Origin of the sequence: Bradyrhizobium sp. HKCCYLRH3073 (assembly GCF_051167995.1) — a bacterium.
Lineage (GTDB): Bacteria > Pseudomonadota > Alphaproteobacteria > Rhizobiales > Xanthobacteraceae > Bradyrhizobium.
Genome location: NZ_JBNPUD010000013.1, coordinates 133,512 through 158,878, shown reverse-complemented (window position 1 = coordinate 158,878; position 25,367 = coordinate 133,512). Strand labels below are relative to the sequence as shown.

The window sequence follows — 25,367 nt, the reverse complement described above, 5'->3', positions numbered from 1 at the left end:
GATGGGCTGTCGGTCCTCCTCGCGAAGCGGTGCGCGTGACCTCGAAATCGTTTGCCGTTGAGGGAGCAACGCGCCTGCCATGGCGCAGCGGTCACGCCGCGGCGGATCGGCCCTGATGCGCGGACCACCACGCGGCGATCGCGTCCGTCAGCTCGTCCCAGATCGCGGTCGGCAGGTCGGGCACGGCGACGCGCACGCTGTAGCGATCCGTGGTGGCGTCGTGAAACCATTCCGTCGCAGCGAAATCGAAGCCGAAGCTGCCGGCGTGGCGGATCGGCAGCCCGGCGCGCCGGAGATCATCACTCATGGCGGTTGCGGTTTGCCGGGCGGTGGCCTCGTCGAGCGGCGCGCGACCGGCGAGCGTGAGGTAGAGGCCGTGCGCGAAGTCGAGCTCCGCGGTCAGGCCGCGCAGCGCGGTCGCGAAGTGGCGCCGCGCCCGCCGGCTGTTGCGCAGGATGGCGCCGACGCGCCGCGCGGTCAGCTCGCGATAGGCGGGCAGGCCGACGTAAGGCGGGAAATGCGCCGGCAGCGCCGCGCCGCCGAGCAGCCTGACGGCGTTGCGCGTCTCGTCCGGCAGCGCCCGAAGCACAATGCGGCCCGCGGCGCCGGCCTTGCTCCAATCGGCGAAAGCGACCGAGCCGAGCCGGCCATATTCAGCGCCGAGCGAGTCGAGCTTGGTGTGGCTGCGCACCATCACGACCGGCACGTCCCAGCGCCGCGTCCAGGCCAGCACGCGGCGAATGCGGCCGGAGCCGTTGGCAAAGCAGGTGGTGTCGAAGATCAGGAGATCGATCGCCGGGCGGTCGCAACCCAGCACGGCTTCGAAGCGCGGCGCGGTCGCGCTGGAATCGATCAGCAGCAGCCGCGGCGCGGGCGAGCGCTGCGCCAGCGCGGCGGCCAGGTCGCGGGTCAGCGTCACCGGGCGCAGATGCCGCGCATGCGCCGCGACCAGCTCCTGCGTCTCGCCATAGGAGCCCGGCAGCATCAAGAGGTCCGCCGTGCCGAGAACGGGCCGCGTCGCCAGCAGCAGTGCCGCGATCGCCGCCATGCCGGAGATGGTGTAGATGGTGTCATGGCGGCTCTCGCCCGCCGCGTAGAACGACGGCCCGCGCACGTCGAGATCGGCGCGCTGATAGTCGTAGCTGAAGGCGAACGGGCCGGCGCGATGATCGTCCGCATCCGCCCAGGCCGTCTCTGTCGCGGTCCAGTCGCTGAGCGCGTGCTCGGCCTTCAGCGCGGCCGTGAGCTGAAACTTGCGCCGGATGACCTCCATCACCGAGCGCGGCGCCGGCAGCGCATGCGGTCTCCGCAGGCAGCAATTCAGGAGCTGCAGCTCCTGATGCTTGCGGGCGAGATAGGCTTCGATCGTCTCCATCGGGCTCTTCATGGGTGATGCTGGCGGCCGGGATGCAACGCGTGGGGATCGCGATGGGTCCAACGGAGTGCGGCAACGCGGCGCGGTTTGCTGTAGTCTGGCCGGACAAGGAGGAGACGATGGGCAGGGAACTCGAAGGCAAGGTGGCGGCGGTCACCGGCGCGGCGTCGGGCATCGGCCTGGCCAGCAGCGCGGCGATGCTGGCGGCCGGCGCGCGCGTCGTCATGATCGATCGCGACGCCGCGGCGCTGGCGAAGCTGCGCGAGACCCAAGGCGACGCCGTGATCCCCGTCGTGATCGACCTGCTCGATCCCGCTGATTGCGCCACCCTTCTGCCGCGCGTCCTCGATGCGGCCGGACGGCTCGACATCCTCCACGCCAATGCCGGCAGCTATCTCGGCGGCGATCTCGTCGACGCCAGGACCGACGCGATCGACCGCATGCTGAACCTCAACGTCAATGTCGTCATGAAGAATGTGCGCGACGTTCTCCCGCACATGATCGCGCGCGGGTCGGGCGACATCATCGTGACCAGCTCGCTCGCGGCGCATTACCCGACGCCGTGGGAGCCGGTCTATGCGTCGTCGAAATGGGCAATCGACTGCTTCGTGCAGACGGTGCGGCGCCAGGTGTTCAAGCACGGCATCCGCGTCGGCGCGATCTCGCCCGGCCCGGTGGTCACCGCGCTGATCGCCGACTGGCCGGCCGAGAAGCTGAAGGAGGCGCGCGAGTCCGGCAGCCTGCTGGAGCCCTCGGAGGTCGCCGAGGTGATCATGTTCATGCTGACCCGTCCGCGCGGCATGACCATCCGCGACGTCGTGATGCTGCCGACGAATTTCGATCTGTAGGGCCGTCCAAAATTTCCCGAGCTGGACTCAACCCCAAGTCGTCGCGGCGCGTCAGGACATTCTTCGAGCGGGGCGGGATGACCTGTCCGGCGCCCGTGTCTCCGATCAAGGACGCGCGACGTCTCCGTGGAACTACGGGGGTCGAATTAAGCGCAACCTTAATCATACGGAACCTAGCGTGAGCCCGCGCAATCCGGGGGCAATAATGAAGATCGGCCGACTTTTCGCAATTTCCATGCTGTCGGTGACGGCTTTGGCCGTCCTCCCTTCTGCTCAGGTCGTGATCGAGCAGGTCAGGGCTGTCAGCAACAAGGCCGAGGCGATCAAGACGGTCGAGGCGTTCGGCGCCGTGCTGCTCTACGCGCAGGACGTGGTCGGCCATCGCGCCCCCTACATCACGCCCATATTCCAGGATTCGCCCGCGACGCCCGCGCAGCTCGAAGGCGTGCGCAAGATCAGGCAATCGGCCGAGGCATCCTTCGCCAGGGCGCGCGCGCAGCTGGCGAACGTCTCCAACAGCGAGGCGATCACACGCAGCCTGGACCAGGCCTCGTCCAAGCTGAACGAGATCCTCGCCAAGGTGGACCCCACGCTGACCGCGCCGCTGAACGCGCGTGATCCGGCCGTCATCAAGAGCTTTCTCCCCGGGGTCACCCAGGTCGCCCTGGCGATCGAGCCGATCCTGAACCAGCTGCAGAACCGCATCGCCAATGCCGACGCGTCGCTGACGACGCTGCTCGACGTCGCCCGCACCGCGCAGGACCTGCGCGTGACCGCCGGCGGCCGGGCTGCCGCGCTGTCGCCGGCGCTCAGCGCCCGCCGCGCCGTCACTCCGGCCGAGAAGGCGGCGATGGACCGCGCCCAGGGCCGCACCGAGGCCGACCGCGAGCGCCTGGATGCCGGCATCGACCAGCTCGGCAATCCGGAGCGGCTGCTCGCGGCGTTCAAGGAGGCGCGTGACGCCTATTTCGGGCGCGCCGTTCCGATCGTCGACAAGGACATCGCAGCCGGGCTCGGCGATCTCAACTACGCCCTCACCGCCGACAGCCTGGCCGAGGCGGTCGTCCCGGCCGTGCAGAAGTTCTTCGTCGTGCGCGACGCCGCGATCGGCGAGGCCCGCGACCGCGCCGTCGCGGCGCGCGATGCAGCCTATCTGATGCTCGCGCTGGCGACGGCGGTGGTCGCGGCCCTCGCCGGCATTCTCGTGTTCGTCACCCTGCTGCTGCGCCGCCGCGTGATCAACCCGATCGTGGCCCTGACCGGCCTGATCGGCGAGATGGCGGCCGGCCATGACGACGTGGCGATCCCGACGATCGATCGCGACGACGAGATCGCCGCGATGACCGGCTCGCTGCAGACCTTCAAGGAGGCGCTGCTGGAGAAAAAGCGCGCCGAGCAGGCGGCCGCGGCCGACGCGCAGGCCAAGATCGAGCGCGGCCAGCGTGTCGAGCGTTTCACCCGCGAGTTCGAGATGGCGATCGGCGAGGTCGTCGGCATCGTGTCGTCAGCGTCGGCCGATCTGGAGCGCTCGGCCTCGTCGCTGACGACGACCGCCGGCCGCTCGCTGGAGCTCGCCACCGTCGTCACCCAGGCGTCCGAGGAAGCCTCGACCAACGTGCACTCGGTCGCCGCGGCTGCCGAGGAGATGAGCTCATCGGTCAACGAGATCAGCCGCCAGGTGCAGGACTCCGCGCGCATCGCCAACGAGGCGCTGGCGCAGGCGCGCAAGACCAACGACAACGTCGCCGAGCTCGCCAAGGCCGCCGCGCGGATCGGCGACGTCGTCGAGCTGATCAATGCGATCGCCGGCCAGACCAACCTGCTCGCGCTCAACGCCACCATCGAGGCCGCCCGCGCCGGCGAGGCCGGACGCGGCTTCGCGGTGGTCGCCTCGGAGGTGAAGGCGCTGGCCGAGCAGACCGCCAAGGCCACCGGCGAGATCGGCCAGCAGATCGGCGGCATCCAGGCGGCGACCCAGGAGTCGGTCGGCTCGATCAAGGAGATCGGCGAGACCATCGCCCGGATGTCGGAGATCGCCTCGGCGATCGCCTCCGCCGTCGAGGAGCAGAGCTCGGCGACGCGCGAGATCTCCCGCAACGTCCAGCAGGCGGCGCACGGCACCCAGCAGGTGTCGGCGAACATCGCCAGCGTCCGGCATGGCGCCGACGAGACCGGCTCGGCCTCGTCGCAGGTGCTGTCCGCCGCGAAGTCGCTGTCCGGCCAGAGCAGCCGCCTCCGCGACGAGGTCAGCAGGTTCCTCGACTCGGTGCGGGCGGCGTGAGGGTGCATTTTGCGTGGCCTCGACGAGGGCCGCGCATCGCCACCCGATCGCAGCAGCTGTAGCCCGCATGAGCGCAAGCGACATGCGGGGCAGGCCCCCTCAGATATCGGTGCCGCTCATGCGGGCTACAGCTACTCAGATCTGCGCTGCTGCCGATGCTCCGCGATCGGACTGATCGCGCCCTTTGTTCTTCTCGGCTGCCCCGTTCTCCCGCGAACGCGGGAATCCACAACCCCAGGCGGATGTTAGCTTGCGAGACACGTTCAACTGAAGTGGACCCCACGCACGGGACCATGGATCGCCGAAAATTAAGGTGTGATCGCGCCTGCCTTGTCGTTCAAATCAAGCAGCTTCCTGCTGCTGCGTTTGGGCCTGCTGTGGGGATGTGGGCAACGCGTTTGCGTTGTCCAAGCGAAGCGGCATATCCACAGTCTGGGCCGCCTCGATCACATCCATGCCGGCGCGCCATGCCGCCATGGGAAACTGATTGTTCATCGCCTGGTGCGGGCGGCGATGATTATAAAAGGTCATCCATGAGCCGATGCCGTCTCGCGCTTCGCGCCCGTCAGCATAGGCTTTCAGATGCACTTCCTCATACTTGATCGAGCGCCACAATCGTTCGATGAAGATGTTGTCCATGAAACGGCCGCGTCCGTCGATCGAAATCGCAATGCCTGCAGCCTCCAGCCTGCCGGTGAAGGCTGAGCTGGTGAACTGCGCGCCCTGATCGGTGTTGAAGATCTTAGGCCGGCCGTGCCGCGCCATCGCCTCGTCGGGCGCAGCGATGCAAAAGCCCGTATCCATCGTGTTCGACAAGCGCCACGCCAGCACCGCCCGGGTGGCTCAGTCGATGATCGCCACCAGATACAGGAACCCCTGCGCCATCGGAATGTAGGTGATGTCGGCCGCCCAGACGTGATTGGGCATCGGTGATGCTGACGCCGCGCAGCAGATAGGGATGGATCTTGTGGCCGGAGACGGCCTTGCTGGTGCCGGGGCGCGGGACCAGCGCCAGTACCGTTAACGGACCGCCGGACAATGGTTGAAGTTTCCGATACAGCTGCTCTTTGAGTTTTCCTTCCAACCCTCTCCCTTTGAGGGGTTTCCAAGACATGTCTTGCAAGAAGTGGTCGACGTCGTGCCCTTGCAACCTAGGTTTTTGTAGCAAGTGCCCGCATGGACGGTCCAAGGAATGAAAACAATCGCGACTATTGCGGCGGCGGTGCAGATATTTCTCATCGTTTTTTCCCATTTGAAGCGGTGATGGTCTCGATCGAGCCGATAAGCGAAGGGCTCGACCAGCATTTCGGTCGTCAAAGCGGGCACGACATTGGTAGCTACCAATGCTAACGCTGGAGACTTAAACCGACATCGGGGTCGCACCCCGTTTTCGCATTGGGAGAATCCCCCATGGGCCGCCCAGCTTCGCACGCGTGAACTTGCCGGACGCAGGCGGGCATGGATCAAGGCGCCGGTGCGCCGTAAGGGTCGCCGAGCAGCACGCTGCGGATCGCCACCAGAAGGTCTTCCGTCATCTCCCGCTTGGCGACGTAGCCGTCGGTGCCGGATTCGAAAGCGCGGCGGACGTATTGCGGCGAATCATGCCTGTTCAATCCAGGTAGCGGCAGACGAACAAAGCGCGCGCGAACGTCTCTCACCAGATCCAAACCATTGCTATCGCCAAGGAACAGATCGACGATCCCTAGATCGGGTTTCGTGGCCGCGATGGCCACGAGCGCATCCCGTTGGATGGCCGCCAAGGCACATACGACAAGATCGGGCTCAGCATTGATCAGCGCGGTCAGCCTGCGCCGCATCAGGGGTGACTGTCCACAATGAGCAGACGCCGCTTGCGCCGTGCCGATCGCGCAGTCCGCTTTAGCGCCATGGACCAGACCGCGTGTTCGGCCGTCGCGCTTGCCGGAAAGCGGCTTGGTCGAGAAGTCATCGGCGCCATGGCAGACGTGTATGACACTAACCGCGCACTTGGGCGAACTTTATGACTCAACCCAATCGGGCGATTGTAACCCATTGAGCCGCGCGTTGGGCGAGTTCAGCAGCCGATTCGATCGCCAGCTTATTCTTGATGTGCTCAAGATGGGATTCTACCGTTTTGACGCTGCGGTTCAGTAGACCAGCGATCTGCCGCGTGGTTCGGCCCTGACCAACGAGCCGAAATACCTGCAATTCGCGATCGCTCAGCGTGCGCACTGGCGAGGCGGCCTCGAGCGGTCGCGCGCCGACGCATCGTTCAGCCAGCCGCCGCTGCAGAGCCTCGCTCATGTAGGTCTCGCCTGCAAGCACCCGACGAATGGCAGCGATCACGGTCGATTCGAGCTGTTGTTTGGTGACATAGCCGAGGGCGCCGGCGCAAAGCGCGCGCTCGGCGAACACCTCTTCGTCGTACATCGAAAGCACCAGCGAGCGAACGCCGGGATGACGCGCCTTGATTTCCTTGACGAGGTCTAGGCCGTCCTCGTCGCCGAGAGCAAGGTCTACGATCACCAGATCAGGGCGACTGATCGCGATGGTCTTGAGCGCGGCCACGCGCGTACCGACCGCGCCGTGAACGGCGAGGCCATTTTCCGCCTCGATGAGGGCGATCAACCCGCGGCACAGCACGGGATGATCGTCGACGACAAGCAGCCTCTTCCGCACCGCGTCCGCGGCTTCATCAGCCAGGCAAGTGGGCATCGCCGATACTTTCCTGCCGTTCGTAATTCGATAACAGCGGAAACGCGCACGCAACCATGACGCCGCGACGGGCCTGCGGCTTCACAGTGAGAGAACCGCCGATCGCTCGCGCGCGGTAGTCCATGGTATAAAGCCCGATGCCGTCATGATCGCGCCATTTTTCGGGAAGCCCGACACCGTTGTCCCGGATGCTCAATAGTCCCGAGCCTGCAGTGCACGCCAGACGGATCTCGATTTCGTCGGCTCGGCCGTGGCTGACCGCATTGCGGACGGCTTCTTGGGCGATACGCACGAGGTGGCTCGTGGTTTCGCGGCCAAGATCGGGACAAGGGTTATCTTCCACAAACGTACAAAAGGCGCCATGAGCGGCGCTGACGTTGCGGGCGAGGCTCTCAAGGGAGCCGACAAGATCCGCGCTATTCAGGCCGATCGAGCTGAGCCCACGAGCGAGGTCACGCGCCTCGCCGATGGTCTCGTTCAGCAATCGTACGAGTTCGGCCGCGGCCGCGGCGGGACCCGGTTGGCCGCTCGCCGCCAAACTTCGCCACAGCGCCGCAGCTAGCGCCGCTAAGCCGGCGAGCGATTGGCAGAGCCCGTCGTGGAGTTCACGCCCAATGCGCTGCCTCTCGCGAGAGGCAATCGCAAGAATTTCACGTTCAAGAATTTCTTGTTGCCCAATATCGCGAGTTATGGCTTCGATCTGCTCCCGTTGCATCGAAGACCAGCCAGGTTTTGTCGTGACTAAGATACACCCTTAGGATGTATCAGCAGTATGATCGAGTCAACTTCAAAGATCGATTTAAACCGCATAACTCTATGTACATTAGAGCTACGCGCCGCACCGTTGTAATTGTCGATCGGCAGGGCGCCGATGAAGCTCATCGCGTCGACGGAGAGCACTGCGCCGCCATTCGCCGTCTTTCCCGACGCTAGCATGAGCCAGTGGACGCTGAGCCTTGCAGCTTCCATACGCATGAAATGTGGACGTGAGGTGAAGGTCTCACAGGCGTTGAATAGCGGGCGGCGGGTTTATCCTCATTCATGATTGATCGCCTCGGCAACTCTGTTGAGGCAATCTCATGACAGGCAAGATCAAACCAATCTCGATCTGTCTCGCGGGCGCCCGACCGCAAGGTACGACCGCCGTGCTTCCACATCAGTTGCGCGAAGCGAAATGCAACGACAGCGGTCGCCACGCTTCCATTAGACGTCCGTGTAGCAGCCAGTCCTCCGGCTTCCGTCGGGTTTGGTGAAGTGCGTGCGTGCATTCACGGCACCGATGTCTCCAAGGACCCTGATCTGGATGTCGCTGCCGGAAATCTCGGTGGCCGGCGACTTCCGGGCGACTTGCTGCAGGAAGCCGGCGCGGTGGAGGACGGTCCCGTCCGGGGATTACGGTGACGCTGCACCAAACAAAGCCCCCTCCGCCGCCTGCATCCCAGCTCTGCTAAAACTGCCCGTCGTGCCACTCTGCCGCACTCATTCCCCTTGTGTCGTCGGGCAAATCACTTGCACATTTTCGGCCGTCCCGTGCTCATCGAAGAGGGGCGTTCGCGAGTCGTCACGAGCGTTGGGTGTGGGATGCGGTGGCCGGGTCGGAGTTGCAGCGCGCATTCGCGAGCGGACGAACAACTCCGATACGGACGGTGAAATCGCGTGGTCCTGGCCTCCCGACGCTGAGGTCAAGCTCGCTGATGTGCGTCGCGCGCATCGCGGGTGATGGGGGCAACAAAGCCCGGTCCCCAGGGAGAGCGCGTATAAGCCGTAAGCCCATTGCGCAGGGAGGGCCGGGTGTGTTCGGCCAGACCTGTGGTACCTGCCGCCTGCATTTTCTTTCGCAGGCGGGCCACGGGCGCGGCCAGCGCCCGGCCTTCCCTGCGCCCTCGATTTCCGGAGAGGGCGGTGCTGCAGCAGAGCTCGGACGCAAATTGCGCCGCGAGGCCGATGACGCGCATCCGCGCGTAGCCTGTGGTCCCGAGGCGTCGCCGAAGATCATGTTGGGGGAATGATGCCCTGGTGCTGCCGGACAGGATTGAACTGTCGACCTCTCCCTTACCAAGGGAGTGCTCTACCACTGAGCTACGGCAGCAAAGGGACTGGCGGGGACCGGCCCGAAGGGCGCGACCGAACGCGGGCGGTTCTTGCCACAAGGTCCCCGCCTGCGCAAGCGCGGCTCGCCCGGTTTTCCGGGAAAGACGTCAGCGTGATGCATGGAAATGGAGCGAAAGACCTCCGAATCGGCGCGAAATCGCCCGCTCGCGGCGGATTCTCGCGGTTGGCCGCTCAAGGTGCCCAACTGGCCGTCGCCGCGGCGGCAACTCCCCATCCGGGCAGGCGACGGCCGGCCGGGCGGAACCTACCGTCTGCGTCGCCAACGCCTCTTGGCTTTCGCATCTGCGGCCCCAATTGTGCCTCTGGTATGGGGTGACCGGGGGGAAGGGATGACGGATAAGACCGGGAAGGCGGCGCCGAAGGGCGCGCGCGAGGAGCGGCTGAAGCAGGCGCTGCGCGAGAACCTGAAGCGCCGCAAGGCACAGAGCCGCGCGCGCAGCCAGCCGGTGACGGCCGAGGAGCGCGGCCTGGACGAGGCCGCTGCCGGCGGTCCGGACGATTCGAAGCGTTGAGCAGATGGCAGGCGGGGTGGGCGTGATGGCAGCGGATGACGGGATGACGGCGGATGCGGCGGCACAACGGGCGGAGCTCGCGAAGACGCTGCCGCGCTTCGACCAGACGTTTCCGGAGCTGACGCCGCCGGAGATCGCGCGTCTGCGCGGCTTCGGCGAGATCCAGAGCTATCGTGACGGCGAGCTGCTGTTCGAGACCGGCAAGCCCGGCCCCGGCATGTTCGTGATTCTCAAAGGCCATGTCGCGATCACCCAGCGTGACGGTCTCGGTCACGTCACGCCGGTGATCGACCAGGGGCCAGGGCAGTTTCTGGCCGAGATCGCCCAGCTCTCCGGCCGCGTCGCGCTGGTCGACGGCCATGCCGAGGGCGACGTCGAGGTCATCCTGATTCGTCCCGAACGGCTGCGCGCGCTGTTGATCGCCGAGGCCGAGCTCGGTGAGCGCATCATGCGGGCGCTGATCCTGCGCCGGGTGAATCTCATTCAGGGCGGCGCCGGCGGCCCGGTCATGATCGGGCCGCCGCAATCGGCCGCGATCGCGCGGCTGCAGAGCTTCCTCACCCGCAACGGATTTCCGCACCATCTGCTCGATCCCGCCACAGATCACGACGCGGCCGATCTGATCGCGCGCTATTCGCCGACGCCGGCCGAGCTGCCGCTGGTGGTGGTGTCCGACGGCAGCGTGCTGCGCAATCCCAGCGAGACCGAGCTGGCGCGTGCCGTCGGGATGATCGGCGGGCCGCGCGGCGAGAAGGTCTACGACGTCGCGGTCGTCGGCTGCGGGCCGGCGGGCCTTGCCACCGCCGTGTATGGCGCGTCGGAGGGGCTGACGGTCGCGGTGCTGGATTCGCGCGCGTTCGGCGGCCAGGCCGGCGCCAGCGCGCGCATCGAGAACTATTTCGGCTTCCCGACCGGCATCACCGGCCTCGCGCTGACCGCGCGCGCCTTCAACCAGGCACAGAAGTTCGGCGCCGAGATCATGATCCCGGTGTCGGTCAATGCGCTCGACTGCGAGCGCAAGGCCGGCGCCTTCGTGCTGGCGCTCGAGGGCGGCGACGAGGTGCGGGCGCGCTCGGTCGTGGTCGCGAGCGGCGCGCGCTATCGCCGGCCTGATCTTGCCCGGCTCAAGGAGTTCGAAGGCAGGGGCGTGTGGTACTGGGCCTCGCCGATCGAGGCGCGGCTGTGCGCCGGGCAGGAGGTTGCGCTGGTCGGCGGCGGCAATTCCGCGGGGCAGGCCGCGGTGTTTCTGTCGGGTCACGTCAAGAAGGTGCGGATGATCATCCGTGGCGGCGGGCTCGCGGCGTCGATGTCGCGCTATCTCATCGAGCGCATCGAGGCGACGCCGAACATCGAGCTGTTGTTCAACACCGAGGTCGTCGCGCTCGATGGCGGGGCGGACACGGGGCTCGAACGCATCACCTTGAAGAGCCGGCTGTCCGGCGAAGAGACGCCGGCCGACATCAGCAATCTCTTTCTGTTCGTCGGCGCCGATCCCGCCACCGGCTGGCTCGACGGCTGCGGTATCACGCTCGATCGCGCCGGCTTCGTCGTCACCGGCGCGCAGTCGGAGCAGAATGCCGGGCGGATGGTGTCGCCGCTCGAGACCTCGGTGCCCGGGGTCTATGCGGTCGGCGACGTCCGCTCCGGCTCGGTCAAGCGCGTCGGCGGCGCCATCGGCGAGGGCGCCCAGGTCGTCGCCGCGCTGCACGGGTTTCTGGCCGATGCGCTGGTCCCGCCGGTCTGATTCGCGCCTTCCGCCGCGGCGGGCCGCACCGTCAGGGGATGAATTCCCGCCGGTTGCGACCTGCCGTTGCGAACTCATCAAATCGCCGTAATGTCGGTCCTGTTGCGCCGACCTTAGCCCAATTTTCCGGCCAGCCCAGCAGGACCAGCATGGATCGCATTCGCATCGTCGGCGGTAACCCGCTTCACGGCACCATTCCGATTTCGGGCGCGAAGAATGCCGCCCTGCCGCTGATGATCGCGGGTCTTCTGACGCCGGAGACGCTGATCCTGGACAACGTCCCGCGGCTGGCCGACGTCGCGCAACTGCAGCGCATTCTCGGCAATCACGGCGTGGACATCATGTCGGTCGGCAAGCGTCCCGGCGATGGCCAATACCAGGGTCAGACGCTGCAGATCTCCGCGGCCAACATCATCGACACCACGGCTCCTTACGAGCTGGTGTCGCGGATGCGCGCCAGCTTCTGGGTGATCGCGCCGCTGCTCGCGCGCATGCACGAGGCGCGGGTGTCGTTGCCCGGCGGCTGCGCCATCGGCACGCGGCCGGTCGATCTCCTGATCATGGCGCTGGAGCGGCTCGGGGCCAGCATTGACATCGACGCCGGCTATGTCGTCGCCAAGGCGCCGGGCGGCCTGCGCGGCGGGACGATCGATTTTCCCAAGGTCACCGTCGGCGGCACTCATGTCGCGGTCATGGCGGCCGCGCTCGCCAAGGGCACGACCGTCATCACCAACGCCGCCTGCGAGCCGGAGATCACCGATCTCGCCGAGTGTCTCAACAAGATGGGCGCGCGCATCTCTGGTGCCGGCACGCCCCGCATCGAGATCGAGGGCGTGACGTCGCTGCATGGCGCGCGCCATACCGTGCTGCCCGACCGCATCGAGGCCGGCACCTATGCGATCGCGACCGCCATGACCGGCGGCGACGTCCGCCTTGCCGGCGCGCGGCCGGAGCTGCTGCAATCGGCGCTCGACGTGCTGACCGAGGCGGGCGCCGAGATCTCGAGCGATGCCGAGGGCATCCGCGTCGTCAGAAACGGCCACGGCATCCGCCCGGTGCAGGTGACGACCGCGCCGTTCCCCGGCTTCCCGACCGACCTGCAGGCCCAGCTGATGGCGCTGATGGTCTGCGCGCAGGGCGCCTCGGCGATCACCGAGACCATCTTCGAGAACCGTTTCATGCACGTGCAGGAACTCGCGCGGTTCGGCGCGCGTATCAGTCTCGACGGCGAGACCGCGCGGATCGAGGGCACCTCGAATCTGCGTGGCGCGCCTGTCATGGCGACCGATCTGCGCGCCTCGGTGTCGCTGGTCATTGCCGGGCTTGCTGCGGAAGGCGAAACCATGATCAATCGCGTCTACCATCTCGATCGCGGCTTCGAGCGGCTGGAGGACAAGCTGAAGGCCTGCGGAGCCACGATCGAGCGCATTCGCGAGTGAGGTTGAAGGGATGATGCCGTGACCGACCGGCTCAAACTGATCGCGCTCGACGCCGACGATCTGGCCGTCATCTCGGCCCATGTGCAGGACGCGCGGGTGCAGGCGGCGGATATCATCTGGCGCCAGGCCGAGAAGCGGCTGGTGATCGGCATGAACCGGCTCGACTGGGATCAGGCGCTGCATGGCGAGAGCGAGCCGCGCCGGCTGCTGGCGGCGCTGCGGTTCGACCGGGTGCTGGCGTGCAAGTCGCGCCGCATCGACCTAGCCGCGCCCGAGGCCGTGCTGGAGCTGATCGGCATCGAATTCTACGCCGGCGCCGAGCCGCCGGCCGGCAGCGCGCTGCTGCTGTTCTCTCACGGCGGCGCATTGCGGCTGGATGTCGAATGCCTGGAATGCGAGCTGACCGATCTTGGCGAGGACGACCTCGGCACCAGCGATATCGATGGCGTCCCGCCGCTGACCGGGTAGGCGCCTGTTCAAAGGGTTGACGGCCTCGCGCTGCCGCGCCATTGAGCAGGGGGTCGGGGGCAGCCACCCCTTCGGAAAGTGCCAGAGATGCCCATTCGCCTGTCCCGCGCCAGCACCGATTTCGACACCCAGTTTCGGCAGTTTCTCGCCGCCAAGCGCGAGGTCTCCGCCGACGTCGAAGCCGCCGCCCGCGCCATCGTCGAAGACGTCGCGAGGCGCGGCGATGCGGCGCTGCTCGAGGCGACGCGCAAGTTCGACCGGCTCGAGCTGACCGCCGCGTCGCTGCGCGTGAAGCCCGCCGAGATCGAGGCCGCGGTGAAGGCCTGCGACGCGGCTACCGTCGACGCGCTGAAATTCGCCCGTGACCGCATCGAGGCCTTTCACCTCAAGCAACTGCCGGCCGACCAGCGCTTCATCGACGCCGCCGGCGTCGAGCTCGGCTGGCGCTGGAGCGCGATCGAATCCGCCGGTCTCTACGTTCCCGGTGGCACCGCGGCCTATCCGTCCTCGGTGCTGATGAACGCCATTCCCGCCAAGGTCGCCGGCGTCGGGCGCCTCGTGATGGTGGTGCCGGCGCCGGACGGCAGGCTCAATCCGCTGGTGCTGGCGGCTGCCCATCTCGGCGGCGTGTCCGAGATCTACCGGGTCGGCGGCGCGCAGGCGGTGGCCGCGCTGGCGCATGGCACCGCGACGATCGCGCCGGTGGCGAAGATCGTCGGTCCGGGCAATGCCTATGTCGCCGCCGCCAAGCGGCTGGTGTTCGGCAAGGTCGGCATCGACATGATCGCCGGCCCCTCCGAGGTGCTGGTGATCGCCGACGACAGCGGCAATGCCGACTGGATCGCCGCCGACCTGCTCGCGCAGGCCGAGCACGACGCCAGCGCGCAGTCGATCCTGATCACCGACAGCCGCCGCCTGGCGGATGACGTCGCCCGCGCCGTCGAGGGCCAGCTCAAGACCCTGCCGCGCGCGGAGATCGCCGGCGCGTCCTGGGCCGATTTCGGCGCCATCATCGAGGTCGACCATCTCGACCAGGCCGTGCCGCTCGCCGACGCCATCGCCGCCGAGCATCTGGAGATCATGACCGCCGACGCGGACGCGTTCGCCGCGAGGGTTCGCAATGCCGGCGCCATCTTCCTCGGCGCGCACACGCCGGAGGCGATCGGCGACTATGTCGGCGGCTCCAATCACGTGCTGCCCACCGCGCGCTCGGCGCGGTTCTCCTCCGGTCTCGGCGTGCTCGACTTCATGAAGCGCACGTCGCTGTTGAAATGCGGCCCCGAGCAGTTGCGCGCGCTGGGACCAGCGGCGATGACTCTGGGCAAGGCCGAGGGTCTCGACGCCCATTCACGCTCCGTGGGAATACGCCTCAATCTGCCATGACCCAGCACCCGCCAGGCGACGACCGGACCAATCGCATCGTGGCGGTGACGCTCGACGAGGAGTCGATCGGCCGCTCCGGTCCGGACATCGAGCATGAGCGGGCGATCGCGATCTACGACCTCGTCGAGGAGAATTTGTTCGCGCCCGAGGGCGCCGACGGCACCGGCCCCTTCACTTTGCATCTCGGCATCACCGCCAACCGGCTGATGTTCGACATCCGCAGGGAGGACGGCACGCCGGTGGTGACGCACCTGTTGTCGCTGTCGCCGTTCCGGCGGATCGTGAAGGACTACTTCATGATCTGCGACAGCTACTACCAAGCGATCCGCACTGCGACGCCCGACAAGATCGAGGCGATCGACATGGGCCGCCGCGGCATCCATGACGAGGGCTCGCGCACCCTGCAGGAGCGGCTCAAGGGCAAGGTGCGGGTCGACTTCGAGACCTCGCGCCGGCTGTTCACCTTGATCACGGTGCTGCACTGGAAGGGCGAGGGCCAGTGATGCCGCCGGCCGCGATGCGCGCCTCCCAGCTTTCGGCCAAGGGCGCGTAGGCGCATGGCCGAGGGGCCGCCGCGCGCGCGCCAGCCGCAGGCGGTGCTGTTCGCCTGCGGCCAGAACAGCGTGCGCTCGCCGATGGCCGAGAGCCTGCTGCGCCAGATGTATCCGCAGGCGCTGTACGTCCGCTCCGCCGGGGTCAAGAAGGGCGAGCTCGACCCGTTCGCGGTGTCGGTGATGGCCGAGCTCGGCCAGGACATCTCGCAGCACAAGCCCACCACCTTCGAGGAGCTCGAGGACTGGGAGGGCCTGAACTTCGACCTCATCATCACTCTGTCTCCCGAGGCGCATCACAAGGCGCTGGAGCTGACCCGCACCATCGCCGCCGACGTCGAATATTGGCCGACGCCAGACCCGACCGGCGCCGACGGCAACCGCGAGCAGAAGCTGTCAGCCTATCGCGAGGTCTGCGACGGCCTGTTCACGCGGATCCGCAAGCGCTTCGGCAAGCCCGGGCCCGCCGGTCTGTAGGTCTTCGGTTCCCGAGCCGGTGTCATCGAACCGAAATACCAACGTCGTCCCCCGCTCAAATTCGCGCCGTAGAGCAGGCCTGTCGCAGCCTTGTCGCAGCCTTCGGGTTGTGGAATGACAGCCCTTCCGATAGGTTCCGCGCGCACGCCCCGCCGCTTCCGAATCCCTCAGCGAAATCAGCATGCTCGGCCGTCCCAAAATCGTTCTTGCATCCGGTTCGCCGCGGCGTCTGGCGCTGCTCAACCAGGCCGGCATCGAGCCCGACGCGCTGCGCCCCGCCGACGTCGACGAGACGCCGAAGCGCGGCGAGCTGCCGCGCGCCTGCGCCAACCGCCTCGCCCGCGCCAAGGCCGATGCGGCGCTGAAATCGGTCCAGCTCGACGACGAGCTGCGCGGCGCGTTCATCATCTCCGCCGATACCGTGGTCGCCGTCGGCCGCCGCATCCTGCCCAAGGCCAACCTGGTCGACGAGGCCTCGCAGTGCCTGCGGCTGCTGTCGGGCCGCAACCATCGCGTCTACACCGCGATCACGCTCGTCACGCCGAAGGAGGCATTCCGCCAGCGCCTGGTCGAGACCCGCGTCCGCTTCAAGCGGCTCAGCGAGGACGACATCCAGGCCTATATCGGCTCCGGCGAATGGCGGGGGAAGGCCGGCGGCTACGCCGTCCAGGGCATCGCCGGCTCGTTCGTGGTGAAGATGGTCGGCTCCTACACCAATGTCGTCGGCCTGCCGCTGTACGAGACCACGACGCTGCTCGCCGGCGAGGGCTTCCCGATCCGCTTCGGCTGGCTGAACACGGTCGGCGTCTGACGCGAACGAGGGGATGCATCGGTCGCCGCGCGCGCCTAGATAGCGGCCATGCCCGACGAATCGACCAGCCCGAAGACCGCCACCCCGGCCAAGCCCGTCCGCCGCTGCCCGATCTGCAACCGGCCGGCCGCCGAAGGCTCGCGCCCGTTCTGCTCGCCCCGCTGCCGCGACGTCGACCTGCATCGCTGGCTGAGCGGCTCCTATGTCATTCCGGCCACTGAGGGCGACGAGGACGACGTCGAATAGATCAATATTCTCATGCTGTTGCGGCGGCGGTGCCGGGCGGCATGGGCGCACGCCCCGCGCGGCTGCGCGACCGCAAAAGGAATGTGAAAACTTACGCCAAGGGCGGTAGACAGCGCCGCCCGCTCTGACTATAACCCGCCGGCTCGCCGGGCTTTTCTGCCCTTCACGAGACCTGCCCAGGTAGCTCAGTTGGTAGAGCATGCGACTGAAAATCGCAGTGTCGGTGGTTCGATTCCGCCCCTGGGCACCACGCTTCGCCCTTCGGGCTACCGCGTGGCGCAGCCGCGCTAGTGCCCGAAGGGCGAAGCGTGTCCGGCGAAGCCGGGCGTTTGATCCCCACTCGCGCTTGAGCCACGTTCTCTGATCTCCTGATCAACCCTGTCAAACAGCCTGCCGCACGTCGCAGCCTTGCTGACGCCCATGCCGCCGCGATCCCGCGGCCTGTCAGGCCCGAGCTCTGCTGCAGTTGGCGTCCTCTTCAGGTGAGAGGGCGCAGGGAAGACCGAGTGCCGACTGGCACCCATGGCCCCCGTGCGAAAGAAGTGCACGGGGCAGGAACCACAGGCTCAGCCGGAATCAACCCGGCCTTCCCTGCGCAATGGGCTTACGGCTGCTCCGTGCTCTCCCAGGGGACCGGGCTTGTTGCCCCCGTCATCGGGATGTCGCCGACCAAGACACCAGCATCGGGGTGTCGGGACCACACGGCTTGACCGTCCGCGCAACGACGTTCGTCCGCACCTCCATGAGATGCTGCGTCGCCCCGCGGCCATCGCCCCCCGCCGCAACGTCCCGTGACGATCGCGATACGCCCCTCTCAGTGCGGGCGGGATGGCCAGAAATGTGGAGGTGATTTGCCCGACGGCGCAAGCGGAATCACTGCGGCAGAGTGGCACGACGGGCAGTTTGTGCAGACCGGGAATGCGTTGGCCGATGGAATCCGAGTCTGGAAGAAATGTGCACTGTTACGGCGATTCGAGCTCGAAGATGAAAGGTCCCCTTGATTGCAACAACTTCTCCATCGACGGAGCGCGCGGAAACTCGGATTCTATTGCAACCTATTTAGCCGACCCATCCTTAGGAAAATTTGATCAGTCACCCTGAGATGGAATTGCGCGGGGATCCAGAGGACGAGGCTGAGAATGCCCATCGATATTCGACCCGCGTGCTCGCGAACTGAAGGTGATGCGAGCGGAATCACGAGAACAACAAGCAGGGGAATCACCCATCCGTTCACCGAGATGTTTATTGTGGCGGGTCCGCCGTTATGGATTAGCCAAGCGGCTGCCAGCACAATTCCTGCAGCGGCAGTAAGAGAGATGATCAGAGGTAGAACACGGCACAGCGAGCAGATTCTAGACATCCGGCTGCCTGCACTTCCGAGCAGTCGCAATAGGTATCTGTAGTTTTTGTCCGAGGTCATGGAATCTCGTAGCACTGACTCAATGGCCAGAAAGTCCCATTCGACACTTTCTTGAGTGTGGATGGGGAGGACCTGAACTTGAGGTAAGTAGTACTCGGTCATGCGATAGCCGCTGGCCATCAGGGCGTACGCCTCGACCTCGGAGAAGCTGTCAAGGTCAGTGCGAATCCCTGCAAGAAGTTCCTGAATTCGCTTCCGAATACCGTATTCGGTCACCGGTTCGTCTGTTTGGTTTGAATCATCGCGCGGCTCTTCGCATCCCAGCCAGTCGATCGGTACGACATCGAGATCCTTTTTAAGGTGAATGAACATCATTCCCTTGAGCAGGCCGCCTCTTTCCATGGTCTCTAAGCGGGCATATTGCTCCTGTCGAACGCGTTCCATAAGAATGGAATTGCTCCGCGTTAGCGACGCTAGCGTGCCCCCACCAGGATCTGGCGCAAATGCGGTTTGTCCCGAGGCGTCGCTCACGAGAACAACGCTGCAGCCTTGTTCGAAGAGGCTCGCGATCCCCTGGTTATCGTGCACTCCGCCGTCGACCTGTCTCAGTATAAGTGGCTCGGACTTTTTACCTCGTTCTTCGAGACGATATAGACCATCGATTCTGATTGGCTCGAAGAGGCCGGGCACGCACGCAGAAGCAACAACAGCCTGAGAGAGGCTGGTCGCTCGGTGCTCTGGTGGCGCCTCACTATGGTACATTCTTCGGAGCCGGTTCGTGCCGTCTGCATTGGGATCGATTCCCCAAGGAGACTCACCCATGAAGCTCGTCGTATATTGCCAAGCATGTCCCGTATTCAGCGTCGTGGCATTGAGTATCAATACTGGAACTTTCGTTTGACGACGCCAGTTGTATTTGTTCGGCTCGAAATCCTCTTCTCCTCCGTAAGGCTGGATTTTCAGATCTTTGAGAAGCAACGGGCCCTTCGGCTTGCGCTCACTCACTGCGTTCGTCCACACCCTTGCGAAGAGCTGGGCCTCGAGGAGTTCGCCTAGTCGAACCGTTCGCGTGTAGGCGCGGCTAACGATTGAACGCAGGAGCGGTAGAGGGTTGGCAAATACGCGCATCCGTATATTTGTCTGCACGCCGGCCAAAAAATCCGCCGCTACGCGCCGAACGAGCCTAATGTACGCATCGCGTAGCTCGATGTCGTTCAAATTCTCAAGCCCCTCGGTCTCCATCGTCTCCCGTAGCTGAAGGTAGTAGTGAGCGCCGATGATTGAGCCACCGGAAACACACGAAAGGACCTCCACGCGGCGCAGGACATCGAGCTCGGCCAGTTTTGCAAGCACCCCGATATGAAAGAGCGAAGCACGAAAGCCGCCACCGGACAGGGCCAGGCCGACCTTTCCAATAAAGGCGCTTTCGCGTGCGGCGGCGGAGCCAACAAAAGCGTCGAGCGCCTTCGCAGCCTTCGCTACCACGGGCTCGTTCGGTGATGGGATGCCTCGGTTCTGGAGCTGACAGAGCGTCGCAAGCTGTGTGGCGGTGCTCCGGAATTCCCAATCAGGGACGCTTGGGAGAGCCTTGGCCGCCGAGAGCCAGCGCTCGGCCTCGTCGTACCTTCCTAGTCCAAACAGCGCATCGGAAAGCGTGACAAGATACCACCAGTTGTTGTTGAGCGTGGGATCTGTGGTGCGCAACGGTAACAGCTTCGCCACGACGGCCTCTCGTATCGCTCTGGCCTCCATTCGGCGTCCCTCGACCGATGGCGTCCCTTCAGATGTTTCGATGTCGGCAAGCTGGTCCAAAACGAACGCGGCGTTGATCGCGCTGTAGCCATAATCCTTCTCCGGACCAACATCGAAGCCACGACGGTAGTAGTGATATGAACGCTCCAGTTGGTCCTTTTGCCCGGTGGCCTGCCAGCGGCGCTTACAGATGGCGCCCATGATGCCGAGAGTCTCCTGGTCGGAGGTGTTCGCGATATCGAAGGTTCCTTTGAGAATCGCAAGCGCTTGATCAAGAGCCTTCAATACGGGCAAATCAGGATCTTTGTAGGTGCACAGCGCGTGCTGCTGGGCAAACCAAACCCGAAGAGCGACTTCAGAGGTCGACTCTTCACGAATTCTCGCAAGGACTTTCCGCGCCACGCCGAACCTGTCCTCGTTCTTCAGGCGGACCACCAAATCCTTCACCCGTTCGGGCGAGAGCTGATGGCCTCGCAGGTACTCCTGTGCTTCGTTGGCTGCAGAGCGCGTGAGAATGACCCGCCCCTCAAACCCCGCCTCCGCCGCCAATTTCCGGAATTGACCGGTTATATCGCTTTCGGATCTGGCTGACCCCTCCCAGACAACTGCGGCGACGAGCCGATGCAGAGCCCCCTCTCTTGCAAGCGTCCTGGCCTCGCGGATCACGGCTTCGTTCACGGCGGCATAGGCGGCAGCGTCGCTGGTGTGATTGCCGGAGAGCACGATCAGGTCTCCTGCTGCTTCGGCAGCCGAGACGAGACGGTCAAATAGCCGGCCCCAATCGCCCGGTCGGTCGATCACGGAGGTTTGTCGAAATCGCTCCAGCGGAGCCGGCACGACAATTCGACGTCGTAGACTGAGACGCTCTGCCTCCTCGAGTGCGAGGAGGTCAGCGCCGCAGGCGGCGGAGCTGACGATGGTGACGACGCGTTCACTGGTGAGCAGGTCGGCAAGCCGCTGGCGTACAACCGGGATGCTTTCGGGCGGAAAGCGTGAGGGAGCGGTATCAGCTCCATCGATCCGTCGTCCGGCGAGCGCGAGTACCGAGGATCTCTTGCGGAATGTCGAGCTCAGCAACTTGGCACCTTTTGAGTCGCATCGTTCGAGTGGCAGCCTCCTACAGAGAGCTAGCGGGCCTGTTCCTTCCAGCCGCTGTCTGCCAAAGGATCGTCGATATATGCATCTTGTACATTGTCGAAGATCTGACAGTTCTTCGCCTGCCCGCTCCCTCTTAAGAAGCTGAACGCCACACATCGCCGGTCGCCGGCGCAAGCCACTTGGCACGCCGTCAGGTCGGAGACGTTGGCGGTTGCAATCGGTCGTGCATCAAACCGATGATTATGAACAGTAGCCAATTGTACTGGCAGCGTTGAACGGGTCGGCAGCGCGAAAGGTTTCTTGATGCCGATTGCGGAGCGCGGCTCAAGTACGGACGTTGAGATTTTCCGCTTTAGAAAGCACATTTTATTCCAGCGATCGAAGCTGAATGCGACGCATGCCGGGTTCGCGTCGCACTGCAAGGCGCAGGCGTTGATTTCCGAATCGCGAATGCCAGCTTGGCCATCAGGTTGCACGATGTCTTGTTTATCAATGTCTTGGTTGTATTGCAGTGTGTAGTTATCGAGGCGACTCGGCGGCGTCTCGTTCGCTGGCGGGACTTCCGGAGCCTGTTTGGCCGTCGTCGCTCCGAGAGGCTCCTTGGGTGTTGTCACTCCGGCAACCTCCTTGGCTGTTGTCACTCCGAAGGGCTCTTTGGCGGCCGTATTCTGGTGACGTGCATCATACGAATTATCGCGATTCGAGCTGTCTTGCGGGCCCAGGAATTGATAGGCAGCTGCGCCCGCTACCACGATCGCTGCGCCAGCAATTGCCAGCGCCCACCGGCCCCGCGGCGCACGAAGTTTCGGGACAGAGGGCAGAATCGGCGGCGGTTTTCCGGGGTGTGCCTCTTCAGGCGTTTTCGACGGGGAGGCGATAAGCTGCGAAATATCATTGATCAGCCTCTGGAACGCTTGGGTCGGCTCCGTGGCCTTCCAATCCGACAGATCCGCAGCTTGAAGACTCCGAAATCCGAGAGGAGCCTCGACAACACCTTCGATAAACACCGGGACCAGTATCCCTCGCCGCTTTGCATCGTCCGCCTCTTCCTGCACCCAGCTGGAGGCGATCGAGGCCTTGGACCAGATGACAACGACACAGCGCGCCTCGTTGAGTTCTCGTCCGATAGTATCGCGAAATGTCTTGCCGATCGGAATAGTCCGATCCCAAAAGATCGACCAGCCGCGGCCTTCAAGTGCGCGCGCAAGCATTTCAGCCCACGCCCGGTCTTCGTTCGCATAGCTGACGAAAACATCGCTCATAGCGGCGTCCGGTAGATTGGCATCAGCGTCGAAGTCGAGATAAATGGCGCAAGGCAACGAGGCCGCTGATGACCAAGGCCTCGAGTAGGAAAGCCAGAAATTTCTGACTGATTGCGGAATGCCGCTTGAGTATGGTCCATACGGACGCTCTCTCTGGAGTTCCAAACGAACAATAGACCAGCCACTCGGTACAACCATTGCGCTAAATCAACATCAGCTGGGTAATGCACCTTGAGATTGTTTGATGGGAGACCCAGAGCTTTGGCGGTTTGGGATGCCGGCTGCTTGAGGAGCCGCGTCGGTCGTGCGGCAGCCGACGTTCGAAAGCCTCCGGAGACCTCAGCCGAAATCAATCAAAGGTCTTCGCATGTGAGTTCGCGAGTGCGAAGGCGGAGCACTGCAGAAGCTGGGATACGGTGACAGTCCAGCACTGTCACCGTAATTTTGGGCCTGCACTGCATTCCTCTCCCGGGGCTTGCGGCGTCAGGGATGCGCGCATCCGGTTAGATGTCGATGTGACCTCTCTCACAGCCCGCCACGCGATGGCGCGTCAATGTCGTCCCATGTGGTCCTGGCACGTCGAGCAAGGGAGGTGATGACATGCGCTGGAGTGACTCAGCCACGGGATTTGCGGTGGTCGTGGTGGTGACCGTCGCCGGAGTTCTGTCCACGACCTATGTCGACCACCGATTTGCCGCGCTTGAAGCATCGCCGGACGCGACAACGAGGCCGTCCCCGGCATCCGCCGCTTGCGTCGGCGACGATGGCCGCTGGCACAATTGGCCGTGGGCGAACGTGCCGATGCTCTCGCCGGCGTGCCGGAAAGATCGATAGCGTGTCGGGCGGATGAGGGGAGCGCCATCCGCCATGCGGGGATCATCGATGTCGGCTTTGGGCTGTCGGCCGCGAGCTCGATGAGCAGCCACTTGCCAATCAAGCTTGATCACGGGGGAAGTGCGCGTCCTCCGGAATTCGGGCCGGCGACTGTTGGCAAGTAAGACGGCGGATTACGCTGCGCTCATCCGCCCTACGAACTACGAATTACGCCGACGATTGCCGACTCGAAGTTTCAGGCATCCCACGGCGGCCGCGAATCCGGCTTTGACTCCAGGTTGCCGAAGTGATCATCTTCTCTGCTGACGGGAGAAGCAGGGCTCCAGCCAATCACACGCACCCAGGGAGGCGATGATGAACGGCAACAACAACAAGCTCGTGGCGGAGGCGATCGGGACGTTCTGGCTCACCTTCGGCGGTTGCGGCAGTGCGGTGATCGCGGCGGCCGTGCCGGATGTCGGGATCGGAATGCTCGGCGTGGCGCTGGCGTTCGGGCTCACCGTGGTGACCATGGCCTACGCGATCGGGCACATCTCGGGCTGTCATCTCAATCCGGCCGTGACGGTCGGGCTGGCGTGCGGCGGGCGGTTCCCGACCGGGCTGATCGTGCCCTACATCCTCGCGCAGGTGGTCGGCGCCATCGTCGGTGCGGCCGTGCTGTATGCGATCGCCAGCGGGGCGCCGGACTTCAGCACGGCGGGCGGCTTTGCCGCCAATGGCTATGCCGAGCATTCGCCCGGCAAATATGGCCTCGGGGCCTGCCTGCTCAGCGAATTCGTGCTGACGATGATGTTCCTGTTCGTGATCATGGGCGCGACCCATGGCAAGGCGCCGGCCGGATTTGCCCCTCTGGCGATCGGGCTCGCGCTGACGCTCATTCACCTCATCAGCATCCACGTCACCAACACCTCGGTGAACCCGGCGCGCAGCACCGGGCCGGCGCTGTTCGTCGGCGGCTGGGCGCTGGCGCAGCTCTGGCTGTTCTGGGTGGCGCCGCTGCTCGGCGGCGCGGCCGGCGGCTTCATCTATCGCTGGCTCAGCCCGGAGCCGGCCGGCGAGGTGACCGGCGAACAGGCAGGGCAGGGCGCGGTCGCGAAAGGCGCCTAGGGAGATCGCCTCATACGGCCGGATCCGCCGGCCGGTCGGGCTCACACCTTCATGTCGATCACGGTGCGGCTCATCTCGTCGCTCGCCTTCAGCACTTTCGCGTTCGCGGCAAAGCTGTATTTGGCGACGAGCTGGCTGATCATCTCCTGCGCGAGATCGACGTTGGGCGCGGCGACCAGGCCGTCCTTGTTGGCGAATGGCGCGGAGGGATCGTAGCTCGCGGACGTGCCCGAGCTTGAACGCGCGATGGTCGTCTGCGTGCCGCCGCCAGCGACGTCGCTCTGCACCAGCGCGAGCGGGTCGTAGGCCTTCGGCGCGCCGGCCGGCAGCGTGCCGTCGGCATTGGGCAGCGCGCCCGTGCTCCGGGCATTGGCGATGTTCGAGGCGGACACCTCGAGCCGGCGCGAGGCGGCCTGCATGCCGGAGACTGCGATGGTGGCGGTGGGGCTCATGGCGGCGCTTGCTGGTGACGTGATGCGTCAGCTAAGCCCGCGGCGCACCAAGCAAGCGTCAAGACCGCCGATGAGACTCGAGCGTCCGGCGTAAGGTCCTGTTCACCATCACGATCTCAACCCGGCCTGTTCGGATCATCGCGCAGCAGCGCCAAGGCGCTGGGCACGTCCTTGGCTGCGGAGACGAGTACATATTCGCCACGCGCCGCGCGGACGCCGCCGGTGACCACGACCGCCCGCTTCGGGCACAGGCCGAAGCAGCTCGTCATGACGATGCGCGCCGGCTTCTCGCCTGCGCCGTGACCAGAGCTGTCGTGGGATTTCAGCGCGTGCTTGATGGCCTTCCTGATTTCCTTGGGGTCATCGCTGCGCTTCAGGCATTTGCGGCAGACGAGCACCGGAGCGGCGCGGCGGGGGCGGACGAGAGCTGGGAGGGCCATGCCTCCGAGCTAAGCGGCCGGCCGAGGCGCCGCATCCCTCGCGGATGCGCAGCCGTCGTGCGGCGAGCGAGGTTCCGGGGCTTGGGTTGCAACCTTCCGAGCCTGGGCTATTGCCCATGAT

21 protein-coding genes, 2 tRNA genes and 1 pseudogene are annotated in these 25,367 nt (G+C 65.2%); 14 read left to right on the top strand and 10 right to left on the bottom strand.

The features are described from left to right. Window positions 1-91 precede the first annotated feature (91 nt). Complete coding sequence (locus ACQR1X_RS26380; RefSeq protein WP_434899922.1) at window positions 92-1,375, bottom strand: hypothetical protein; 1,284 nt, start codon at window positions 1,373-1,375, stop codon at window positions 92-94. A gap of 119 nt (window positions 1,376-1,494) precedes the next feature. Here ACQR1X_RS26380 and ACQR1X_RS26375 point away from each other — a divergent pair, with 119 nt between their 5' ends. Together ACQR1X_RS26375 and ACQR1X_RS26370 are read left to right on the top strand one after the other, a co-directional pair. Then, window positions 1,495-2,223 (top strand): SDR family oxidoreductase, encoded by a 729-nt coding sequence (locus ACQR1X_RS26375; protein ID WP_434899921.1) that lies wholly within the window; start codon window positions 1,495-1,497, stop codon window positions 2,221-2,223. A 205-nt stretch (window positions 2,224-2,428) separates the two neighbouring features. After that, a complete protein-coding gene (locus ACQR1X_RS26370; protein WP_434899920.1) occupies window positions 2,429-4,504 on the top strand; it encodes a methyl-accepting chemotaxis protein in 2,076 nt (691 codons plus the stop codon). Between the two features lie 465 nt (window positions 4,505-4,969). Here the strand turns inward: ACQR1X_RS26370 and ACQR1X_RS26365 are convergent. The 4 genes and pseudogenes from ACQR1X_RS26365 to ACQR1X_RS26350 all read right to left on the bottom strand — a co-directional run. After that, a pseudogene (locus tag ACQR1X_RS26365) lies at window positions 4,970-5,516 on the bottom strand (IS3 family transposase); the annotation flags it as partial. Between the two features lie 451 nt (window positions 5,517-5,967). Continuing rightward, window positions 5,968-6,321 carry a response regulator gene (locus ACQR1X_RS26360; RefSeq protein WP_315801494.1) on the bottom strand — a complete coding sequence of 118 codons (354 nt, stop codon included), beginning with the start codon at window positions 6,319-6,321 and terminating at the stop codon, window positions 5,968-5,970. Window positions 6,322-6,508: 187 nt separating this feature from the next. Then, window positions 6,509-7,198, bottom strand: a complete 690-nt coding sequence (locus tag ACQR1X_RS26355; RefSeq protein ID WP_434899919.1) for a response regulator — start codon at window positions 7,196-7,198, stop codon at window positions 6,509-6,511. Further along, window positions 7,179-7,913 carry a sensor histidine kinase gene (locus ACQR1X_RS26350; protein WP_434848460.1) on the bottom strand — a complete coding sequence of 245 codons (735 nt, stop codon included), beginning with the start codon at window positions 7,911-7,913 and terminating at the stop codon, window positions 7,179-7,181. The genes ACQR1X_RS26355 and ACQR1X_RS26350 overlap by 20 nt, the downstream gene beginning before the upstream one ends. A 1,078-nt stretch (window positions 7,914-8,991) precedes the next feature. Between ACQR1X_RS26350 and ACQR1X_RS26345 the strand changes: the two genes are divergently transcribed. Beyond that, on the top strand, window positions 8,992-9,207 hold the full coding sequence (locus ACQR1X_RS26345; protein ID WP_315801491.1) for a hypothetical protein: 216 nt from the start codon (window positions 8,992-8,994) through the stop codon (window positions 9,205-9,207). A 5-nt stretch (window positions 9,208-9,212) separates the two neighbouring features. On the opposite strand, the gene ACQR1X_RS26340 is transcribed toward ACQR1X_RS26345, so the two are convergent. Next, window positions 9,213-9,287: transfer RNA gene (locus ACQR1X_RS26340), tRNA-Thr, on the bottom strand. A 352-nt stretch (window positions 9,288-9,639) separates the two neighbouring features. Between ACQR1X_RS26340 and ACQR1X_RS26335 the strand changes: the two genes are divergently transcribed. From ACQR1X_RS26335 to ACQR1X_RS26290, 10 genes are all read left to right on the top strand, one after another. Then, the gene (locus ACQR1X_RS26335) at window positions 9,640-9,822 is read left to right on the top strand and encodes a hypothetical protein (RefSeq protein WP_316218918.1); all 183 of its coding nucleotides are present in this window, start codon (window positions 9,640-9,642) and stop codon (window positions 9,820-9,822) included. 25 nt (window positions 9,823-9,847) lie between these two features. Beyond that, window positions 9,848-11,566, top strand: a complete 1,719-nt coding sequence (locus ACQR1X_RS26330; protein ID WP_316218919.1) for an FAD-dependent oxidoreductase — start codon at window positions 9,848-9,850, stop codon at window positions 11,564-11,566. A gap of 149 nt (window positions 11,567-11,715) precedes the next feature. Then, window positions 11,716-13,005, top strand: coding sequence for a UDP-N-acetylglucosamine 1-carboxyvinyltransferase (murA, locus tag ACQR1X_RS26325; RefSeq protein WP_434899918.1), 1,290 nt, complete (start codon window positions 11,716-11,718; stop codon window positions 13,003-13,005). A gap of 18 nt (window positions 13,006-13,023) precedes the next feature. After that, complete coding sequence (locus tag ACQR1X_RS26320) at window positions 13,024-13,473, top strand: DUF2948 family protein (protein ID WP_316218920.1); 450 nt, start codon at window positions 13,024-13,026, stop codon at window positions 13,471-13,473. A gap of 87 nt (window positions 13,474-13,560) precedes the next feature. Continuing rightward, window positions 13,561-14,856: a histidinol dehydrogenase gene (hisD, locus tag ACQR1X_RS26315; protein ID WP_434899917.1), complete on the top strand. Its 1,296-nt coding sequence runs from the start codon at window positions 13,561-13,563 to the stop codon at window positions 14,854-14,856. Then, window positions 14,853-15,359 (top strand): UPF0262 family protein, encoded by a 507-nt coding sequence (locus tag ACQR1X_RS26310; protein ID WP_006613054.1) that lies wholly within the window; start codon window positions 14,853-14,855, stop codon window positions 15,357-15,359. The genes hisD and ACQR1X_RS26310 overlap by 4 nt, the downstream gene beginning before the upstream one ends. A gap of 54 nt (window positions 15,360-15,413) precedes the next feature. Continuing rightward, a complete protein-coding gene (locus ACQR1X_RS26305) occupies window positions 15,414-15,884 on the top strand; it encodes a low molecular weight phosphatase family protein (protein WP_434899916.1) in 471 nt (156 codons plus the stop codon). A gap of 181 nt (window positions 15,885-16,065) precedes the next feature. Then, window positions 16,066-16,695: a Maf-like protein gene (locus ACQR1X_RS26300; protein ID WP_006613056.1), complete on the top strand. Its 630-nt coding sequence runs from the start codon at window positions 16,066-16,068 to the stop codon at window positions 16,693-16,695. A gap of 48 nt (window positions 16,696-16,743) precedes the next feature. Beyond that, on the top strand, window positions 16,744-16,941 hold the full coding sequence (yacG, locus tag ACQR1X_RS26295) for a DNA gyrase inhibitor YacG (RefSeq protein ID WP_315801484.1): 198 nt from the start codon (window positions 16,744-16,746) through the stop codon (window positions 16,939-16,941). 174 nt (window positions 16,942-17,115) lie between these two features. Beyond that, window positions 17,116-17,191 (top strand) — tRNA-Phe (locus tag ACQR1X_RS26290). Window positions 17,192-17,986: 795 nt separating this feature from the next. On the opposite strand, the gene ACQR1X_RS26285 is transcribed toward ACQR1X_RS26290, so the two are convergent. Continuing rightward, a complete protein-coding gene (locus ACQR1X_RS26285) occupies window positions 17,987-21,130 on the bottom strand; it encodes a tetratricopeptide repeat-containing protein (RefSeq protein ID WP_434899915.1) in 3,144 nt (1,047 codons plus the stop codon). A gap of 50 nt (window positions 21,131-21,180) precedes the next feature. Further along, window positions 21,181-22,413 (bottom strand): TIR domain-containing protein, encoded by a 1,233-nt coding sequence (locus tag ACQR1X_RS26280; RefSeq protein WP_434899914.1) that lies wholly within the window; start codon window positions 22,411-22,413, stop codon window positions 21,181-21,183. 1,188 nt (window positions 22,414-23,601) lie between these two features. Between ACQR1X_RS26280 and aqpZ the strand changes: the two genes are divergently transcribed. Next, window positions 23,602-24,354, top strand: coding sequence for an aquaporin Z (gene aqpZ, locus ACQR1X_RS26275; RefSeq protein WP_434899913.1), 753 nt, complete (start codon window positions 23,602-23,604; stop codon window positions 24,352-24,354). A 41-nt stretch (window positions 24,355-24,395) separates the two neighbouring features. Here aqpZ and ACQR1X_RS26270 read toward each other — a convergent pair whose 3' ends face one another. Together ACQR1X_RS26270 and ACQR1X_RS26265 are read right to left on the bottom strand one after the other, a co-directional pair. After that, window positions 24,396-24,806 (bottom strand): flagellar basal body rod protein FlgC, encoded by a 411-nt coding sequence (locus tag ACQR1X_RS26270; RefSeq protein ID WP_434899912.1) that lies wholly within the window; start codon window positions 24,804-24,806, stop codon window positions 24,396-24,398. A gap of 116 nt (window positions 24,807-24,922) precedes the next feature. Next, window positions 24,923-25,246, bottom strand: coding sequence for a hypothetical protein (locus tag ACQR1X_RS26265; RefSeq protein WP_316181055.1), 324 nt, complete (start codon window positions 25,244-25,246; stop codon window positions 24,923-24,925). Window positions 25,247-25,367 lie beyond the last annotated feature (121 nt).

What these genes read in the sequence shown, in the direction of transcription:
- ACQR1X_RS26380 (WP_434899922.1), bottom strand. Translation starts at nt 1,375, where the DNA reads ATGGAGACGATCGAAGCCTATCTCGCCCGCAAGCATCAGGAGCTGCAG.
- ACQR1X_RS26375 (WP_434899921.1), top strand. Translation starts at nt 1,495, where the DNA reads ATGGGCAGGGAACTCGAAGGCAAGGTGGCGGCGGTCACCGGCGCGGCG.
- ACQR1X_RS26370 (WP_434899920.1), top strand. Translation starts at nt 2,429, where the DNA reads ATGAAGATCGGCCGACTTTTCGCAATTTCCATGCTGTCGGTGACGGCT.
- ACQR1X_RS26360 (WP_315801494.1), bottom strand. Translation starts at nt 6,321, where the DNA reads ATGCGGCGCAGGCTGACCGCGCTGATCAATGCTGAGCCCGATCTTGTC.
- ACQR1X_RS26355 (WP_434899919.1), bottom strand. Translation starts at nt 7,198, where the DNA reads ATGCCCACTTGCCTGGCTGATGAAGCCGCGGACGCGGTGCGGAAGAGG.
- ACQR1X_RS26350 (WP_434848460.1), bottom strand. Translation starts at nt 7,913, where the DNA reads ATGCAACGGGAGCAGATCGAAGCCATAACTCGCGATATTGGGCAACAA.
- ACQR1X_RS26335 (WP_316218918.1), top strand. Translation starts at nt 9,640, where the DNA reads ATGACGGATAAGACCGGGAAGGCGGCGCCGAAGGGCGCGCGCGAGGAG.
- ACQR1X_RS26330 (WP_316218919.1), top strand. Translation starts at nt 9,848, where the DNA reads ATGGCAGCGGATGACGGGATGACGGCGGATGCGGCGGCACAACGGGCG.
- murA (WP_434899918.1), top strand. Translation starts at nt 11,716, where the DNA reads ATGGATCGCATTCGCATCGTCGGCGGTAACCCGCTTCACGGCACCATT.
- hisD (WP_434899917.1), top strand. Translation starts at nt 13,561, where the DNA reads ATGCCCATTCGCCTGTCCCGCGCCAGCACCGATTTCGACACCCAGTTT.
- ACQR1X_RS26310 (WP_006613054.1), top strand. Translation starts at nt 14,853, where the DNA reads ATGACCCAGCACCCGCCAGGCGACGACCGGACCAATCGCATCGTGGCG.
- ACQR1X_RS26305 (WP_434899916.1), top strand. Translation starts at nt 15,414, where the DNA reads ATGGCCGAGGGGCCGCCGCGCGCGCGCCAGCCGCAGGCGGTGCTGTTC.
- ACQR1X_RS26300 (WP_006613056.1), top strand. Translation starts at nt 16,066, where the DNA reads ATGCTCGGCCGTCCCAAAATCGTTCTTGCATCCGGTTCGCCGCGGCGT.
- yacG (WP_315801484.1), top strand. Translation starts at nt 16,744, where the DNA reads ATGCCCGACGAATCGACCAGCCCGAAGACCGCCACCCCGGCCAAGCCC.
- ACQR1X_RS26280 (WP_434899914.1), bottom strand. Translation starts at nt 22,413, where the DNA reads ATGAGCGATGTTTTCGTCAGCTATGCGAACGAAGACCGGGCGTGGGCT.
- aqpZ (WP_434899913.1), top strand. Translation starts at nt 23,602, where the DNA reads ATGAACGGCAACAACAACAAGCTCGTGGCGGAGGCGATCGGGACGTTC.
- ACQR1X_RS26270 (WP_434899912.1), bottom strand. Translation starts at nt 24,806, where the DNA reads ATGAGCCCCACCGCCACCATCGCAGTCTCCGGCATGCAGGCCGCCTCG.
- ACQR1X_RS26265 (WP_316181055.1), bottom strand. Translation starts at nt 25,246, where the DNA reads ATGGCCCTCCCAGCTCTCGTCCGCCCCCGCCGCGCCGCTCCGGTGCTC.